General features: G+C 64.3%; 13 protein-coding genes and 1 CRISPR repeat array. Of the genes, 7 read left to right on the top strand and 6 right to left on the bottom strand.

Annotation, left to right across the window (positions count from 1 at the left end; genetic code table 11):
- The 4 genes from KDH83_RS23035 to KDH83_RS23020 form a co-directional block, all read right to left on the bottom strand.
- Positions 1-312 (bottom strand): DUF484 family protein (locus KDH83_RS23035; protein ID WP_212320198.1); only part of this gene is annotated, 312 nt, incomplete at its 3' end.
- Between the two features lie 4 nt (positions 313-316).
- Positions 317-1228 carry a diaminopimelate epimerase gene (gene dapF / locus KDH83_RS23030; protein ID WP_212320196.1) on the bottom strand — a complete coding sequence of 304 codons (912 nt, stop codon included), beginning with the start codon at positions 1226-1228 and terminating at the stop codon, positions 317-319.
- Between the two features lie 28 nt (positions 1229-1256).
- The gene (locus KDH83_RS23025; protein WP_212320194.1) at positions 1257-2150 is read right to left on the bottom strand and encodes a lysophospholipid acyltransferase family protein; all 894 of its coding nucleotides are present in this window, start codon (positions 2148-2150) and stop codon (positions 1257-1259) included.
- Positions 2151-2193: 43 nt separating this feature from the next.
- A complete protein-coding gene (locus tag KDH83_RS23020) occupies positions 2194-3060 on the bottom strand; it encodes a lysophospholipid acyltransferase family protein (protein WP_212320192.1) in 867 nt (288 codons plus the stop codon).
- Positions 3061-3335: 275 nt separating this feature from the next.
- Between KDH83_RS23020 and metK the strand changes: the two genes are divergently transcribed.
- The 3 genes from metK to cas3f all read left to right on the top strand — a co-directional run bounded on the left by metK (position 3336) and on the right by cas3f (position 9277).
- Positions 3336-4499, top strand: coding sequence for a methionine adenosyltransferase (gene metK / locus KDH83_RS23015; protein ID WP_212320190.1), 1164 nt, complete (start codon positions 3336-3338; stop codon positions 4497-4499).
- A 285-nt stretch (positions 4500-4784) separates the two neighbouring features.
- Positions 4785-5786: a type I-F CRISPR-associated endonuclease Cas1f gene (cas1f, locus tag KDH83_RS23010; RefSeq protein ID WP_212320188.1), complete on the top strand. Its 1002-nt coding sequence runs from the start codon at positions 4785-4787 to the stop codon at positions 5784-5786.
- A complete protein-coding gene (gene cas3f / locus KDH83_RS23005; protein WP_212320186.1) occupies positions 5783-9277 on the top strand; it encodes a type I-F CRISPR-associated helicase Cas3f in 3495 nt (1164 codons plus the stop codon). The genes cas1f and cas3f overlap by 4 nt, the downstream gene beginning before the upstream one ends.
- 55 nt (positions 9278-9332) lie before the next feature.
- On the opposite strand, the gene KDH83_RS23000 is transcribed toward cas3f, so the two are convergent.
- Together KDH83_RS23000 and KDH83_RS22995 are read right to left on the bottom strand one after the other, a co-directional pair.
- Positions 9333-9617 (bottom strand): BrnA antitoxin family protein, encoded by a 285-nt coding sequence (locus tag KDH83_RS23000; RefSeq protein WP_249205291.1) that lies wholly within the window; start codon positions 9615-9617, stop codon positions 9333-9335.
- Positions 9607-9909 (bottom strand): BrnT family toxin, encoded by a 303-nt coding sequence (locus tag KDH83_RS22995; protein WP_212320184.1) that lies wholly within the window; start codon positions 9907-9909, stop codon positions 9607-9609. Before KDH83_RS22995 ends, KDH83_RS23000 begins: the two co-directional genes overlap by 11 nt.
- 127 nt (positions 9910-10036) lie before the next feature.
- On the opposite strand from KDH83_RS22995, the gene csy1 reads away from it, so the two are divergent.
- The 4 genes from csy1 to cas6f are packed head-to-tail and all read left to right on the top strand — an operon-like array spanning position 10037 to position 14163.
- Complete coding sequence (gene csy1 / locus KDH83_RS22990; RefSeq protein ID WP_212320182.1) at positions 10037-11437, top strand: type I-F CRISPR-associated protein Csy1; 1401 nt, start codon at positions 10037-10039, stop codon at positions 11435-11437.
- The gene (gene csy2, locus KDH83_RS22985) at positions 11434-12510 is read left to right on the top strand and encodes a type I-F CRISPR-associated protein Csy2 (RefSeq protein ID WP_212320180.1); all 1077 of its coding nucleotides are present in this window, start codon (positions 11434-11436) and stop codon (positions 12508-12510) included. The genes csy1 and csy2 overlap by 4 nt, the downstream gene beginning before the upstream one ends.
- A 55-nt stretch (positions 12511-12565) precedes the next feature.
- A complete protein-coding gene (csy3, locus tag KDH83_RS22980) occupies positions 12566-13591 on the top strand; it encodes a type I-F CRISPR-associated protein Csy3 (RefSeq protein WP_212320178.1) in 1026 nt (341 codons plus the stop codon).
- Positions 13592-13596: 5 nt separating this feature from the next.
- Positions 13597-14163 carry a type I-F CRISPR-associated endoribonuclease Cas6/Csy4 gene (gene cas6f / locus KDH83_RS22975; RefSeq protein WP_212320177.1) on the top strand — a complete coding sequence of 189 codons (567 nt, stop codon included), beginning with the start codon at positions 13597-13599 and terminating at the stop codon, positions 14161-14163.
- A gap of 130 nt (positions 14164-14293) precedes the next feature.
- Positions 14294-15948: direct repeats of the CRISPR family, unit length 28 nt; unit sequence GTTCGCTGCCGCACAGGCAGCTTAGAAA.
- Positions 15949-16040 lie beyond the last annotated feature (92 nt).

Here is a 16040-nt window from a genome sequence, read left to right as displayed (position 1 = left end):
GCCCAGCGCGATCTCGCCCGGCACGCGCTGCGGCTCGGATTCCGACAGCAGGCGGCAGCACCACTTGGCGATGTGCGCGCCGATGCTCTCGCTGGCGCTGGCGTTGCGCACCAGCTCGTTCATGCGCCATTCCAGTTCGCGGTTGCGCTCGCGCAGCGTCATGATCTGGCGTTCGCCCAGCGAGATGGCGCGCGAGCCGTGCGGGTGCGGCACCTGCAGCGTGGCGAAGACCTCGGCGTGCTCGTCGAAGAAGCCGGGATGTTCCTGCAGGAAGGCGGCGATGTCTTGGGCGGTGAATGCGGTATCGGTCATGGGGTCAGCGGTTCAGCGCCATGGAAAAGACGAGCTTGTCGATGTCGATCTGCCCGGAAAATACGGATTCGGCCGGGCCGGTCATGCGCAGCTGCGCGCCGTCCCAGGCCACGGTGAGCACGCCGCCGCGCGCCTGGACGCGCACCGGCGAATCGAGCAGGCCGCGGCGGATGCCGGCGGCCACCGCCGCGCAGGCGCCCGTGCCACAGGCCAGCGTCTCGCCGGCGCCGCGTTCATGGACGCGCAGGCGGATGTTGTTGCGGTCCACGACCTGCATGAAGCCGGCGTTGACCCGGCGCGGAAAGCGCGCGTGGGTCTCGACCAGCGGGCCGATCACGCCGACGGGGAAGGCGTCCACATCGTCGACCACCTGCACCGCGTGCGGGTTGGAAATGGCCACCGCCGATATTTCGACCGAGCGCGGCAGGCCGGCGGGGGCATCGAGTTCCAGCGCCCACAGCGTGTCCTGGCCTTGCTGGCGCGAAGCCAGGCCGGCGGTGTCGAAGGGCAGGGCGGATGGCTCGAAGCGGGTGCTGCCCATGTCCACGGTGACTTGCTCGTCGTCGCCTTCGTCCAGCACCAGGATGCCGGTGGAGATCTCGGCGCGCAGCGGGTTCTTGTCGGACAGGCCCTGTTCATGCACGAAGCGCACGAAGCAGCGGGCGCCGTTGCCGCAATGCTCGACCTCGCTGCCGTCGGCATTGAAAATGCGATAGCGGAAATCGGCGTCCGGCCGGGTGGCGCGCTCGACCAGCAGGATCTGGTCGGCGCCGACGCCGAAATGCCGGTCGCCCAGCGCGCGGGCGCGCTCGGGCGTCATCTCGATGGTCTGGCGCACGCCGTCCAGGACGACGAAATCGTTGCCCGCGCCATGCATTTTGGTGAAGTTCCAGTTCATGGCGGGATTATCGCCCATTCCCGGGGGCGCGGGCAGGCGGGCGGCCTCAGTAGATCTTGGGCTCGCCCGGCGGGCGGGTCTTGAAGCGGCGGTGCACCCAGTAATACTGGCTGGGGCAGCGGCGCACCCAGGCTTCCAGTTCGCGGTTCAGGCGCGCGGTGGCTTCTTCCAGGGTGTCCTCGCCGGGGAAGTTCTCCAGCGGCGGCAGCACCTCGGCGTGATACTTGCCGGTCTCGGGATTCCAGAAGTCCAGCACCGGCAGCACGGCGGCATCCCATTTCTTGGCCAGCTGGGCCGTGGCCAGCAGCGTGGCGGCCTGCACGCCGAAGAAGGGCACGAACGTCGCGCCCTGGCGGCCGAAGTCCATGTCGGGCAGGTAATAGACCGGGCGCGGCGCGCGCAGATGGCGCACCAGGTCGCGCACGCCGTCCTTGCGGCTGACCAGGAAGACCTCGTTGAAGCGGGCGCGGCCGGCGGCGACCAGCGCGTCGATGTGCGGGTCGCTCTGCGGCGTGTACATGGTGGCGGCGCTGGGCACTTCCATGGTCAGTCGCGTGGCGGCGGCGTCCAGGCCGATGAAGTGCGGCGCCAGCAGGATGACGGAGCGGCCCTGCGCGGTCAGGTCGTTGATGCGTTCGGAACCGCTTTCGGTGACCAGCTCGCGCACCGCCTCGGGCGTGCCATACCAGAGCACGCCGCGATCCACGATCGACTGCGCCAGCGCGCGGAAGTGCTCGGCGACCCAGCGCTCGCGCACCGCCTCGGGCTGGTCGGGAAAGCACAGCTCAAGATTCTTGCGCACGATGCGCACGCGCGACTTCGCCAGCTTCAGGGCCAGCCAGCCGAGCGCCGCGCCGACGCGCAGCCGGGTGGACGGCCGCATGCGGCCGAACCATTTCATCAGGGTAACGAGCGTGCGTGTTTTCTTGGGATTGCTCATGGCGTAGGAATGAAATACCGGGACTGCGGAGCGGCGTTCCGGCTCAGCCGGCGGTCGGGGCCGCGTCGGCCTGCGGGGCCGGCGGCGCGCCGCGCGGCGTCTTGTAGCGGTTGTAGCTCCACAGGTATTGCTCGGGGCAGCGCCGGATCAGCGTTTCCATGGCGGCGTTCAGCAGCGCGGCCTGGGCCTCGGGCTCGGCCGGCAGCGGCTCGGGCACGCGCACATAGTGGATGCGCCAGCCACGGCCGCCCGGCAGGCGCTCGCCCGCGGTCAGGATGATGGGCACGTTGGTCTGGGTGGCCAGCTTGCCCGGCAGCGTCATGGTATAGGCCATGCGTCCGAAGAAGGGCGCCCAGACGCCGTCGCCCACGCCGGGCGCCTGGTCGGGCAGCATGCCCACCGATTCGCCGCGGCGCAGCGCGCGCACGAATTCACGCACGCCTTGCATGGTCGCGGGCACGGCGTTGACCGCCGAACTGTTGCGTGCCGTCTCGAGCAGCGGCGCCAGGATGTCCTTGCGCGGCGGGCGGAACATCACCGTCATGGGCATCAGCCGCGCCAGGTAGCGGGCGGTGATCTCGAAGCAGCCCAGGTGCGGCGTCAGGAACAGGATGCCGCGGTTCTCGGCGCGCGCGGCCGCCACCACCTCGTTGTCGTCCGACACCACCTGGGCCAGGCTCTGCTCATTGCGGAACCATACCCGGGGCATTTCCAGGATCATGGCGCCGGCCTGGGCCGCGGCCCGCCGGGCGAAGGCCGGATCGGGGTAGCCGGCCTGGGCGGCATTGGCCTGCAGCCGGCGCCGGTACTTGCCTGGGCAGGCATAGACCAGCCGTCCGGCCAGGCGGCCGAGCGCGTGCGCGGCCGGCAGGGGCAGGGAGGCGAACAGGCGGAACAGGGCGAGAAGCATGCGGCAAAGGGATAAGGTCGGGCATGGTCGTGCCGGTGCTCGGAAGATCGTGTCGGACCCCCGGCAAAGCATCAGACCCGCATTTTCGCTTAAAATCGGCTGGTCGCCGAGTTAACCGACAACTTGCGGGGCGACGACAGGGGCCATGCGCGTTGCGCGGCGCCTGCCAAATCCGCTAAAGCGTCGCGCCCAGATAGCGTCATGCCATGCAGTCCGGGGTGCTACGCGCCTTGTGAACCAACGCCTGCCTCAAGCGGGCAACAAAGGACGCATCTGTGGCCAACAACGACTTCCTCTTCACTTCCAAGTCCGTCTCCGAAGGGCATCCCGACAAGGTAGCCGACCAGATCTCCGATTCGATCCTGGACGCCATCTTCACGCAGGACCCCAACGCCCGCGTGGCCGCCGAGACGCTGTGCAACACCGGCCTGGTCGTGCTGGCTGGCGAGATCACCACCACCGCCAACGTCGACTACATCCAGGTCGCGCGCGACACGATCCGCCGCATCGGCTACGACAACACCGAATACGGCATCGACTACAAGGGTTGCGCGGTGCTGGTCGCCTACGACAAGCAGTCGCCCGACATCGCCCAGGGCGTGGACCGCAGCTCCGAGGACTACCTGAACCAGGGCGCCGGCGACCAGGGCCTGATGTTCGGCTACGCCTGCGACGAAACCCCCGACCTGATGCCCGCGCCGATCTGGTACTCGCACCGCCTGGTGCAGCGCCAGAGCGAGCTGCGCAAGGACGGCCGCCTGCCGTGGCTGCGCCCGGACGCCAAGTCGCAAGTGACCTTCCGCTACGTCAACGGCCGTCCGGTGGAAGTCGACACCGTGGTGCTGTCGACCCAGCACGCGCCCGAGATCTCGCAAGCCGCGATCCGTGAAGCCGTCATCGAAGACATCATCAAGCCCAGCTTCCCCGAAGGCCTGATCACGCCCCAGACCAAGTTCCTGGTCAACCCGACCGGCCGCTTCGTCATCGGCGGCCCGCAAGGCGATTGCGGCCTGACCGGCCGCAAGATCATCGTCGACACCTACGGCGGCGCGTGCCCGCACGGCGGCGGCGCGTTCTCGGGCAAGGATCCGTCCAAGGTTGACCGCTCGGCCGCCTACGCGGCCCGCTATGTGGCCAAGAACATCGTGGCCGCCGGCCTGGCGCGCCAGTGCCAGGTGCAGGTCAGCTACGCCATCGGCGTGGCCGAGCCCATCAACATCACCGTCTACACCGAAGGCACCGGCGTCATTCCCGACGACCAGATCGCCAAGCTGGTGCGCGAGCACTTCGACCTGCGTCCGAAGGGCATCGTCAACATGCTGGACCTGCTGCGCCCGATCTACACCAAGACCGCCGCCTACGGCCACTTCGGCCGTTCCGAGCCGGAATTCTCGTGGGAAGCCACGGACAAGGTGCAGGAACTGAAGAAGGCGGTTTAAGCGCTGCTTGCTTCCACCGGACAGCGCGGCTGTCCGGCAAGGCCCCGACATCGGTAACGGTGTCGGGGTTTTTTGTTGTGCGAGACTTCCTGTCGTTTGTATGAAGCATGGATCCCCGCTTGCGATCCATGCGGAGTACGTCCAGCCTGCACTGATGGAAATCAAGCCATCGGTATCGGTTCGGCGTTCAAGATGCTTTTCAGATTATTCCCGCGATCGATGTCTTGACGTCATGCGACGGAATCTGTTGGACTTGCCCTCGTCCGAATCTGCAACGGGGAAAGCATGGAAGCGATACGCGCCGCCGATCTCAAGAGCATTCTGCATTCCAAGCGCGCCAACATCTATTACCTGGAACATTGCCGGGTGTTGGTCAACGGCGGCCGCGTCGAGTATGTGACGGATACGGGCAAGAAACAGCTGTACTGGAATATTCCCATCGCCAATACCACGAGCATCCTGCTCGGGACGGGCACGTCCGTCACACAGGCGGCGATGCGCGAGCTGGCCAAGGCAGGCGTGCTGGTCGGTTTTTGCGGCGGCGCAGGCACGCCGTTGTTCAGCGCCAACGAGCTGGATGTCGAGGTGGCCTGGTTTGCACCGCAAAGCGAATATCGGCCGACGGAGTATTTGCAGGCCTGGGTCCGGTTCTGGTTCGACGACGGGCTGCGCCTGCATGCCGCCAAGCAATTACAGGCTGCGCGGTTGCAGTGCCTGCACACCGCATGGACCACGCGCGCCATGCGCGAGTCCGGTTTCGAAGTGGACGGCGAACGTCTGACGGCGCTGCTGCGGCAAGCCGGTACGCAGATCGACAATGCGCCGGACGTCACCGCGTTGCTGGTCGGCGAAGCGCAGCTGACTAAATCACTGTTCAAGCTTGCCGTCGATACGGTGGGCTACGGCGATTTCACCAGGGCCAAGCGTGGTAGCGGCACGGATATCGCCAACCGCTATCTCGACCATGGCAACTACCTGGCATATGGCCTGGGCGCTACCGCCACCTGGGTGCTGGGCCTGCCGCATGGCCTGGCCGTCCTGCACGGCAAGACGCGTCGTGGTGGCTTGGTGTTTGATGCAGCGGACCTGATCAAGGACGCCGTGATATTGCCGCAAGCCTTTCTGTCGGCCATGCGCGGCGACGACGAACAGCAGTTCCGCCGCCAATCCATCGAGGCGCTGACGCGCAACGAGGCCCTGGATTTCGTCATCGACACGCTCAAGCGCATCGCGCTGGAAACGTCGCGCCTGGCGGCCCTGGGGGATGATACGGAGCCCCGGCCATGAACGTGCTTTTCGTGTCCCAATGCTCCAAGCGGGCGCTGACCGAGACGCGCCGCATCCTGGACCAGTATGCCGAGCGGCGCGGAGACCGTACCTGGCAGACGCCCATCACCCAGGCCGGCCTGGACGCCGTGCGCCGGCTGCTGCGCCAACGCGCGCGCAAGAATACCGCCGTGGCCTGCCACTGGATCCGTGGTCGCGACCATAGCGAGCTGTTGTGGATCGTCGGCGATGCGCGTCAGTTCAACGCCGAGGGCGCCGTCCCCACCAACACGACCGCCAGCGATGTGCTGCGCGCCGAAGACGAAAGCCACTGGCATCATTTGCCGCTGATGACGGCGCTGACCGCGCTGGCCGCCCTGATGCACGATCTGGGGAAAGCGACGCAGGCGTTCCAGGACAGGCTGAGGCAGCCAGGCTTGCGGGAGCGCAATCACTATCGGCATGAATGGGTATCGGTGCGCCTGTTCCAGGCTTTTGTGGGCGCTGACGATGACGCGGCTTGGCTGCATCGGCTGGCCGCTAGCGCCGATGCGGACGCGCAAGCACAGGCTTTCGAGAGGTCATGGCTGGATACCGAAGGGGGCCGCCTGCTGCGCGACGGTATTGACGAGCCGCAGGCCCGAGAATGCCCGCCCTTCACCTCGTTGCCGCCGTTGGCTCAGGCCGTGGCCTGGCTGGTGCTGACGCACCATCGCCTGCCATGCAAGCCGGTGTCGCAGGACAGCGGCAGTATCGGCGAGGATATCGATCAACCGCAGTATCGCTGGCGGCGCTTTGGCGCCCATCCCCGGTTCGTGAACGCCGCCGAGCTGCACGGGCTGTTGCGGCGAATCAGCGCCGATTGGAATGAACCTCGCGAGGAGGCGCCTGCTGCCAGTGTGCATGCCCACTGGCATTTTCCGCTTGGGTTGCCTGTTGGCACGCTTGCATGGCGCAAGCAGGCCGCACGCTATGCGCGCAAACTGCTGGAGCTACCTCGGCCGGCGGACTGGGACACGGCAATGACGGACCCATTCGCGATGCACGTCTCGCGCATGTGCCTGATGCTGGCCGATCATCATTACTCAAGCATCGAGGACGAAGCGCAGCGCAAGCCCTATCGCAATGCGAGCTATCCGCTGTACGCGAACACGCGCGGAAACCATGATGCGCCAGCTGGGAAGGTCCTGTTCAACCAGACGCTGGACGAACACCTGCTCGGCGTGCAGGCCCATGCCACATTGGTGGCGCGTTCGTTGCCCACGCTGACGCGCAGCCTGCCTGCCTTGCAAAATCACCGTGGCCTGAAAAAGCGCAATTCCAATCCGCGATTCCAGTGGCAGGACAAGGCGGCCGACCTGGCCGCCGGCGTGCGTGAGCGCGCGCAGCGTCAGGGCGCGTTCATCGTCAATATGGCGTCGACCGGCTGCGGCAAGACACTGGGCAATGCCCGCATCATGAATGCCTTGGCCGACCCTGGCATGGGCATGCGCTGCGCGTTCGCCATTGGCTTGCGCACCCTGACCTTGCAGACGGGGCGCGTGTTTCAAAAGGATCTGGGCCTGGGCGATGAGCAGCTGGCCATCAAGGTCGGCGGCGCCGCCAGCCGCGCCTTGTTCGAATACTGGGAAGCCCAGGCCGAGGCGACGGGCTCGGCTTCGCGTCAGGCGCTGCTCGACGAAGGCGGGCAAGTGCTGTTCGAGGGCGACGACCGGCATCCGCTGCTGCAGCGCTTGACCGACGATGCCCAGGTTCGCTCGCTGATTGCCGCGCCCGTGCTGGCATGCACCGTGGACCACCTGACACCGGCCACCGAGAGCCTGCGCGGCGGCCGCCAGATCGCGCCCATGCTGCGGCTCATGACCAGCGACCTGGTGCTGGACGAGCCGGACGATTTCGACATGGCCGACCTGCCCGCGTTGACGCGGCTGGTGCATTGGGCGGGATTGCTGGGCGCGCGTGTGTTGCTGTCCTCGGCCACCTTGCCGCCGGCGCTGGTCGAGGGGCTGTTCCTGGCCTACCGCGCCGGACGCGAGGTGTATCAGCGTCATCGCGCCGAGCGGCCCGGCGAACCCGCCGCCATTTGCTGCCTGTGGATGGACGAGTTCCATCAGCAGGAGCAGGATTGCGCCGATGGGCAGGGTTTTCGTGCCTGCCACGCGCGCTTCGTGGAAAAGCGTCTGGTCCAGCTCGCCCAGGCCGAGCCGCGCCGGTTGGCCGCCATCGCGGCACTGCCGGCCGAGTGGAGCGCAATGGACGAAGCAGAACGGCGCCGCGACTTCGCCCGCTACGTGCTGGAGCAGGCCTGGGAAATGCACCAGCAGCCGCTCAACCATGGTGTCGACCCGGCCAGCGGCAAGCGCGTGAGCTTCGGCCTGATCCGCATGGCGAACATCGGTCCGCTGTTCGACGTGGCGCTGGCCATGTACGCCCAAGGCGCGCCCGCGCCTGGCGTGCGCGTGCACCTGTGCGTCTACCACTCGCAGTTTCCCTTGCTGGCGCGTTCCAGCATCGAGCGGCAACTCGACACTGTGCTTGACCGCCGCTCCGCCGATGGAGCCGATCCGGTCTTCCAGCAGCCGTCGATACGCGCCCTGATCGACGCCAGCCCGGAACCGCATCACCTGTTCATCGTCCTGGGTTCACCGGTCACGGAAGTGGGGCGAGACCATGACTACGACTGGACCGTGGTCGAACCCTCGTCTATGCGATCGCTTATCCAGCTGGCCGGACGGGTGCGGCGGCATCGGGCAGGCCCGGCGGGCGGGGTGAACATGCGGGTGCTGGACAGCAATCTACGGGCCTATGAAAAGTTGCCGGGCAAGGCCGCCTTCTGCAAGCCTGGCTTTGAGATGGATGAGGTCGGCGGCAAGACGGGCATGGAACGTTACTTCCATCTGACGTCGCATCAACTGCAATCGTTGCTGGCTCGGGAAACTGCTGGCGAGGCCATCTGGCCGGTTGATGCGCGCGCGCGCATCTTCGTCGTCAAGGAAGGGCCGCGTCCCACCCGCAATCTGGTCGATCTGGAACATGCGCGCATGCACGAAGCGATGCTGCCCCCCGCCCCGGAAAATCCAAACGCGCCGTCCGTGCAGCGTTCGGCGAGCCTGCATTGGGCCAGCAGCGAGAACCTTTGGCTGACGGGCCTGTTGCCGCAGTTCCAGCGCTTTCGCCATGATCCGGCTCCGCGCGTGGATGTGGCGCTGCTGCCTGACGATGAGGAAGAGCGGTTGTTGCTGCATCGCGTGGTCGACGAGCGGGATCGCAGGAAACCCCTGCACGTGCCGGTCGATGCTTTCCAGCGTCATTCTGTGCCGTTGGAACGCATCGCGATTGGCAGCGTCACACCGTGGCTGCGAGGCAACTTGTTGGAGGATTTGATGGCGCTGGCGCAGGAACTGGGGCAGTCGCTGCCGGACTGCGCGCAGCGATACGCCATCGCCAGCCTGCCCGACAACGCAGGGCAGGGCTGGTGGTATCACGAGTGTCTGGGATTCAAGGCGAAATGATGAAGGCGACCGTGCGGGCGGGCTCGCGCGAGGCGGTGCGCAGACACAGCCCGCGTCAGGCGTCGGCCGCTTCGCGTTCGGCCTGCTCGATCAGCGCGGGGGAAACGCCATGGCGCTTGAGCGCTTCAACCAGCCGGGCATGCGAGGCGGAAGCGAACTGCTGCTCGTCACGGCGCAAGCCTTCGCTGAGGTATGACTTGAGCAGGGCCTGGTATCCGGAAAAGCCGCGCTGCGGCGCGATGGTCTTCATCGATTCGACCACGTCCACCGGAATGCGCAGCGTGATCGAGGTCATTGGACGGTCTTTGGTCAGGCGGGATTTCAGGCGGTCACTCAACATAACGGGACTCCTCCCTGGATTCCGCACGACGTGCGGAGATGAGGCGAATGCAGGTTGTCTCGATTTCGACATGCACGACATACAGCAATCGCGCATGTGTGTCGAAACCAATGACCGCATTGCGGGCTTCGTCCTTGCGCGTTGCGTCGACAAGGACGAAGTACGGATCGCCGAATACGGAGGCGGCTTCTTCAAACTTGATGCCGTGCTTGCGCCAGTTCCATTCGGCCTTGGCGCGGTTCCAGACGAACAGTTCGCCGTCAACTTCATAGTGAACGTCTTGGGTAGTCATAGTAATCGATGTATGTACTTTGTCAATACAATTGCGCATTAACCAAAAGGAGGTTCAACGCAAGGATTCAAGCGCAAAGATTGAGCACCTTGGTGTGAATCAACAAGCAAACCGGCAAGGAGAGGACATGACCATGAACAAACGCTCGTCGCGGTGGCGAGCGGCGATGGCGCTCTTTATCCAGGAGCGCCTGCAGGCCAAGTTGGACAAGCTTGTCGAAGAAGATCCCAAACGCCAGGAATTGTTGGCGCAACATCAACCCAGCACTTGGATCGAAGATGCCGCCAGACGGGCGGCGCAGATCCAGGTCGTTACCCATGCCCTCAAGCCCGTCCATCCCGATGCGCGTGGCTCCAGTCTTTATGTGGAGCCCGCCAGCCTGCCGGCGTTGCGGGAGGTGGGTAGTCATGTTCTAGAGGGGGATTTTGCGGGCGACGTGGTGGGCAACGCGGCGGCGCTGGACGTCTACAAGTTTCTCAAGATCGAAGTGGACGGGCTCAGCCTGCTGGCAGCACTGGTGACTGACCATGAAGATGCGCGTCAGGCGCTGCATGATGATGCCAAACAAGCAGGCAGACTGCGCGATGCCTTCGTAGCGCTCACCCAGCCACGAGCTGGGCAGCCTGCCTCGCACACGCGCGCCAAGCAGCTGTATTGGCTGACGGGCGGCGATGCCTGCGTCGATGCAGGCTATGAATTGTTGGCGCCGCTGCATGCCACGCCCTTGGCGCACGCCGTGCATGCCCAGTTGCAGGAAGACCGGTTCGGCGACGCCAATAAGATGGCTCGTCAAGCTCGTCGAGATCGCGCGTTGCACGACGGTGTATTTCGTGATTATCCCGGGCTGGCTGTTCAGAAGTTGGGGGGCACCAAGCCACAGAATATTTCCCAGCTCAACAGCGAGCGTGTGGGAGTGAACTACCTCCTGGCCTCATTGCCGCCGGCATGGCGTAGCAGCGAAATACGACTGCCCGTGCACACCGATTCGGTGTTTGGCAAGCTGTTCATCGGACGTTCGGAAGTTCGCAAGACCATGCGTGAATTGCGTGCTTTCCTGGCGTCCGATCCCGAACCGACCATGGAAACCCGGTTGCGCCGCGAGGCGATGATCGATGTTCTGCTGGATGAGATGGCCTGCTTGGCTGGCGAATTACGGCACGCGTTGGCTCCCGGTTGGACACGTGATACAGATCGCTTTGGGCGGTTGGTGGAAGAAGAGCAGCTCTGGTTGGATCCCTTGCGGGCAGAGCTGCCCGCAGAAGCCGATTTCGCCGGTCGATGGCTACTGATGGAATGGCCCGCCAAGGTGGGCAGGCGCTTTGCCAATTGGCTGAATGCCCAACTCTCCAGCCAGTTGCCGGTGGTAGGCGATATCGAAGCGCGAGAGTGGAAAAGGGAGCTGCTGACGGACGAGGACGGCTTTGTGCAACAGTTGCGTGATGTGCGCAAGCAACTACATGCGCCAGGCTATATCCCGATACGCAAGACGCACGCGGAACAAGTAGCGGAGAAGGAGGGCGAGGCATGACGCAAGTTACCGCACCCGAAGCCATCCTGACCTTTCCCCACCTCCGCATCCAAAACGCCAACGCTATCTCCAGCCCGCTGACGCATGGCTTCCCCTCCATCACCGCCTTCACCGGCCTGATGTGGGCGCTGGAACGCAACCTGGCCAAGGCCAATGTCCCGCTGCGGCTGCACGGCGTTGGCGTGATCTGCCACCATCACCAGGAGCAGACGACGCAAGGCTACGTGCGCAGCTTCAACCTGACCCGCAATCCCGTGGACAAGGACGGCAGCACGGCCGCCATCGTCGAAGAAGGCCGCATCCATCTGGACATCTCGCTGGTGTTCACCGTTACGGAAAAGCGCGCCGCCGGCGCTGCGTCGAAGCTGCTTAGCGACGATGACACCTACACCGGGCCATGGGCAAGCCAGGCCGGCGCGCTGCTGTCGCAAATGCGCGTCGCCGGCGGCAGCGTGTTGCCCTCGCGCGCCGCGCCCGGCCGGTGCGTGCGTCCTTGGCTGGCAGTTCTGGCGGAGGACGCGCTGGAGCGCGACAAGCAGTTCCGCCAATGGCGTCGGCAGTGGTTGCCCGGCTTCGCGCTGGTTGGACGTGATGATCTGCTGGCTGACAGGTTGAGTCGCCTGCGCGAGCGCGATCCACAGGTGTCCCTGCTGGACGCCTGGCTCCATGCCTCACGCTTCAACCACGAGCCGGTACCGCTCCAGGACGGCGAACCCGCGCCCGCCGATGGCAAGCAGCGCTGGGCGGATCCATGGCGCGGCGCCGGTAGCGGCTGGACCGTGCCGATACCGGTCGGCTATGTCGCGCTATCACCGTTGCACGAAGCGGGTTCCGTCCTCAACGCCCGCGATACCGCGACGCCATTGCGCTTCGTCGAATCGGTCTATTCCATGGGCGAATGGATCAGCCCGCACCGGCTCACGCACCTGGACCAGTTGTTCTGGCGCGCCGAGACCGACGAAGCCCTGGGCCTGTATCGCTGCCGCAACGACTATGCGCCCGATCCGTCGCAGCTTCCCGTCACGGAAGAGACCGGGCAAGAAGATGACGACGAGATCTATCCCTATTCCTGAGCGTCGCCGCTCGTCCCGTTGATTTGAATACGCCATTTACAAGGATTGAATCATCATGTCGAACGCACTCAAGACCGCCTCCGTACTGGCCTTTGAACGCAAGCTGGATCCCTCCGACGCCGTCTTCCATGCCGGCAACTGGGAGGACCTGGCGAAATCCGCATCATGGCCGCCCGTTCGGCTGCGCGAGAAATCCGTGCGCGGCACCATCTCCAACCGCCTCAAGGCCAAGGACCAGGATCCCGCCAAGCTCGACGCCGCGATAGAGAACCCCAACCTGCAAACCGTGGACGTGGCGACCCTGCCTGCGGATGCCGACACGCTCAAGGTGCAATTCACGCTGCGCGTGCTGCCCGGCACGGGTACGCCGAGCGCATGCAATAGCGCGGAATACCAAGTCAAGCTCTTGCAGACCGTGCAGTCCTACGTCACGGAGCACGGCTATGCCGAATTGGCCAACCGCTATGCGGCCAACCTGGCCAATGGCCGCTTCCTGTGGCGCAACCGGGTCGGTGCGGAGCATGTGCGTGTGGATGTGGCGCGGCTCAAGGACGGCAAGGCTGACCAGCAATGGAGCTTCGATGCCCTGGCGCAGAATCTGCGCGCGCTGGATGCGTTGAGTGATGAGGTGAAGTCACTGGGTTCTGTGATCGCAGAGGGTTTGGCTGGCGGTCATGTGCTGCTGCAGGTCACGGCTTTCCTGCGGGTAGGCGCCGGGCAGGAGGTGTTTCCGTCCCAGGAACTGATCCTGGATCGCGGGCGCGGCGACAAGAGCAAGACGCTCTACCAGATTGGCGAGAAAGGCCTGGAGATCGCCGCCATCCATTCCCAGAAGATCGGCAATGCCTTGCGCACTATCGATACCTGGTACCAGGGCGCGCACGATCTGGGGCCGATCGCCGTGGAGCCCTACGGTTCGGTCACCACGCAAGGCAAGGCCTATCGCCAGCCCAAGCAAAAGCAGGATTTCTATACCCTGCTGGACGATTGGCTGCTCAAGGACAAGGCGCCGCCGGCCGAGCAACAGCATTTCGTGATGGCGGTCCTGATCCGTGGCGGCGTGTTCGGCGACGCGAGCTGACCGCCATGACGACCCACTATATAGACATCACCTTGTTGCCCGATCCAGAGTTCAGCCACGCGCATCTGCTGGGGGCGTTGGCGGCCAAGCTGCATCGGGCCTTGGTGCAGCTTCAATCGGCAAGCATCGGGGTCAGCTTTCCCCAATACTGCTTGCGGCTGCGCACCATGGGCTCGGTACTGAGGTTGCACGGCGATCCCGATGCGCTTCAGGGCCTGATGGCCCTGGCATGGCTGCAGGGCATGCGGGATCACGTCCGGCTGACCGACCTGGCACCCGCGCCATCCGGCGCGCCGCGCTACGTGGTGCAGCGCCGTCAGTTCAAGACCAGCGCGGAACGCCTGCGCCGCCGCCGCATGCGTCGCAAGGGAGAAACGGCGGACCAGGCAGCCGAAGCCATTCCCGATAGCGTCGAGCGCCAGGTCGAATTGCCCTTCGTCCGTCTGAACAGCGCCAGCACCAGGCAGCCGTTCTGCCTGTTCATTGCTCAGGAGCGCGGGGAGGAAGGCGGGGCCGGTAAAGGGTTCAATTCCTATGGCTTGAGCCAGGGCGGTACGGTGCCGTGGTTTTGAACCCTTTTTTTGGATGTGATTGGAAGGCCTGAAAAATCAATGAGTTAGGAATGCATCCGGAATTTGGGTGTTGGTGAGGTTTTGACTGTTGTTTCTTTAAAAATCAATGAGTTATTGGTTTTTGGCCATAGTTCGCTGCCGCACAGGCAGCTTAGAAAGCTTGCCGCCCGGCGAGGACGGCGAGATCGTGGTTCGCTGCCGCACAGGCAGCTTAGAAAAAAGGCCAGCCCGCAAAGGCCGCCCAGGCGCAGTTCGCTGCCGCACAGGCAGCTTAGAAATCCAACGCCGCATTGCGCACGTCCGTGATCCCGTTCGCTGCCGCACAGGCAGCTTAGAAAATAAATCTCACGCAACTGAGCTACGGCGTAGTGTTCGCTGCCGCACAGGCAGCTTAGAAACACGCCGATCCCCGCAAGATACGGCTTCCCGTGTTCGCTGCCGCACAGGCAGCTTAGAAAGATCAGGCCCTGGCTTATACCAGCGCCAACAGCGTTCGCTGCCGCACAGGCAGCTTAGAAAACATCGACCCGCGCCGCGTCGCCAGAGACCTGTGTTCGCTGCCGCACAGGCAGCTTAGAAATCGAGCGAGTCGCCCAGATCCGGTTCACGAACGTTCGCTGCCGCACAGGCAGCTTAGAAAAACGCACAGGCGTTTTCGCAAGTCCAGCTCGAGTTCGCTGCCGCACAGGCAGCTTAGAAATCGATCAGGGAATCGTCCCAAGTTCCCGGATTGTTCGCTGCCGCACAGGCAGCTTAGAAACATTCGCGCGGCACCCATCCCAGGCGGGCGGAGTTCGCTGCCGCACAGGCAGCTTAGAAAGTACCAGTGGATTGACTGTCGAAGAGAAGATCGTTCGCTGCCGCACAGGCAGCTTAGAAAGAAAACTCCTGCTGAGGAATGTCGCGGTAGGCGTTCGCTGCCGCACAGGCAGCTTAGAAATCGACGACGACGCGCTCAAAATGGAATGGACCGTTCGCTGCCGCACAGGCAGCTTAGAAAAATCCGCACGCAAGAAACGCGGCAACCGATGAGTTCGCTGCCGCACAGGCAGCTTAGAAATCGATGCGCGCGGTCGAGCGGTTGGCGGTATCGTTCGCTGCCGCACAGGCAGCTTAGAAAGATCCGCGCGACGACCGCATCCCGATAGGGCCGTTCGCTGCCGCACAGGCAGCTTAGAAACTGTCCGCGCAACCGGGCGCGCGCAAGGAGCAGGTTCGCTGCCGCACAGGCAGCTTAGAAAAATGAGCGATGGAGTCCCGCACGCGCAAGGTAGTTCGCTGCCGTACAGGCAGCTTAGAAATTTCACTAGTTGACGCATGGTTATCACTCCGGTGTTCGCTGCCGCACAGGCAGCTTAGAAAGATCCATTTCCACGGACACATGGTCGCCATAACGTTCGCTGCCGCACAGGCAGCTTAGAAATATTCCGGCGGCTACCTGGCGCGAGTGCGCGCGTTCGCTGCCGCACAGGCAGCTTAGAAAGTGATCTGGCCTCTGATGTAATCCAAGATCTCGTTCGCTGCCGCACAGGCAGCTTAGAAATTCGCGGCCTCGACAGCCTGCTTGTTGATTTGGTTCGCTGCCGCACAGGCAGCTTAGAAATACAAGCTGAACACCACGAAGGGCAAACCACCGTTCGCTGCCGCACAGGCAGCTTAGAAATCTGATGTGGTTGCGCCATCCGGGCGCGTCGGTGTTCACTGCCGCACAGGCAGCTTAGAAACAGCAACCGGTCCACGTCCTGCAAGATCCGTTGGTTCACTGCCGCACAGGCAGCCAAGAAAGTCCCAACATCAGCACGCTACGTCCACAAGCCAAATCGAGCGGCAATGCCGCTCGATCTCCCGGTAGCCGTTTCAACCCACCGCCTCCACTC

Source organism: Achromobacter sp. Marseille-Q0513 (genome assembly GCF_018195695.1).
Classification (GTDB): domain Bacteria; phylum Pseudomonadota; class Gammaproteobacteria; order Burkholderiales; family Burkholderiaceae_B; genus Achromobacter.
The sequence above is the reverse complement of the archived record's forward strand: the minus strand, read 5'-3'. Positions and strand labels throughout refer to the sequence as shown.

Excerpts from the sequence above, each read along its gene's own strand:
- dapF (WP_212320196.1), bottom strand. The coding sequence starts at position 1,228 with ATGGGCGATAATCCCGCCATGAACTGGAACTTCACCAAAATGCATGGC.
- KDH83_RS23025 (WP_212320194.1), bottom strand. The coding sequence starts at position 2,150 with ATGAGCAATCCCAAGAAAACACGCACGCTCGTTACCCTGATGAAATGG.
- KDH83_RS23020 (WP_212320192.1), bottom strand. The coding sequence starts at position 3,060 with ATGCTTCTCGCCCTGTTCCGCCTGTTCGCCTCCCTGCCCCTGCCGGCC.
- cas1f (WP_212320188.1), top strand. The coding sequence starts at position 4,785 with ATGGAAGCGATACGCGCCGCCGATCTCAAGAGCATTCTGCATTCCAAG.
- cas3f (WP_212320186.1), top strand. The coding sequence starts at position 5,783 with ATGAACGTGCTTTTCGTGTCCCAATGCTCCAAGCGGGCGCTGACCGAG.
- KDH83_RS23000 (WP_249205291.1), bottom strand. The coding sequence starts at position 9,617 with ATGTTGAGTGACCGCCTGAAATCCCGCCTGACCAAAGACCGTCCAATG.
- KDH83_RS22995 (WP_212320184.1), bottom strand. The coding sequence starts at position 9,909 with ATGACTACCCAAGACGTTCACTATGAAGTTGACGGCGAACTGTTCGTC.
- csy1 (WP_212320182.1), top strand. The coding sequence starts at position 10,037 with ATGACCATGAACAAACGCTCGTCGCGGTGGCGAGCGGCGATGGCGCTC.
- csy2 (WP_212320180.1), top strand. The coding sequence starts at position 11,434 with ATGACGCAAGTTACCGCACCCGAAGCCATCCTGACCTTTCCCCACCTC.
- csy3 (WP_212320178.1), top strand. The coding sequence starts at position 12,566 with ATGTCGAACGCACTCAAGACCGCCTCCGTACTGGCCTTTGAACGCAAG.
- cas6f (WP_212320177.1), top strand. The coding sequence starts at position 13,597 with ATGACGACCCACTATATAGACATCACCTTGTTGCCCGATCCAGAGTTC.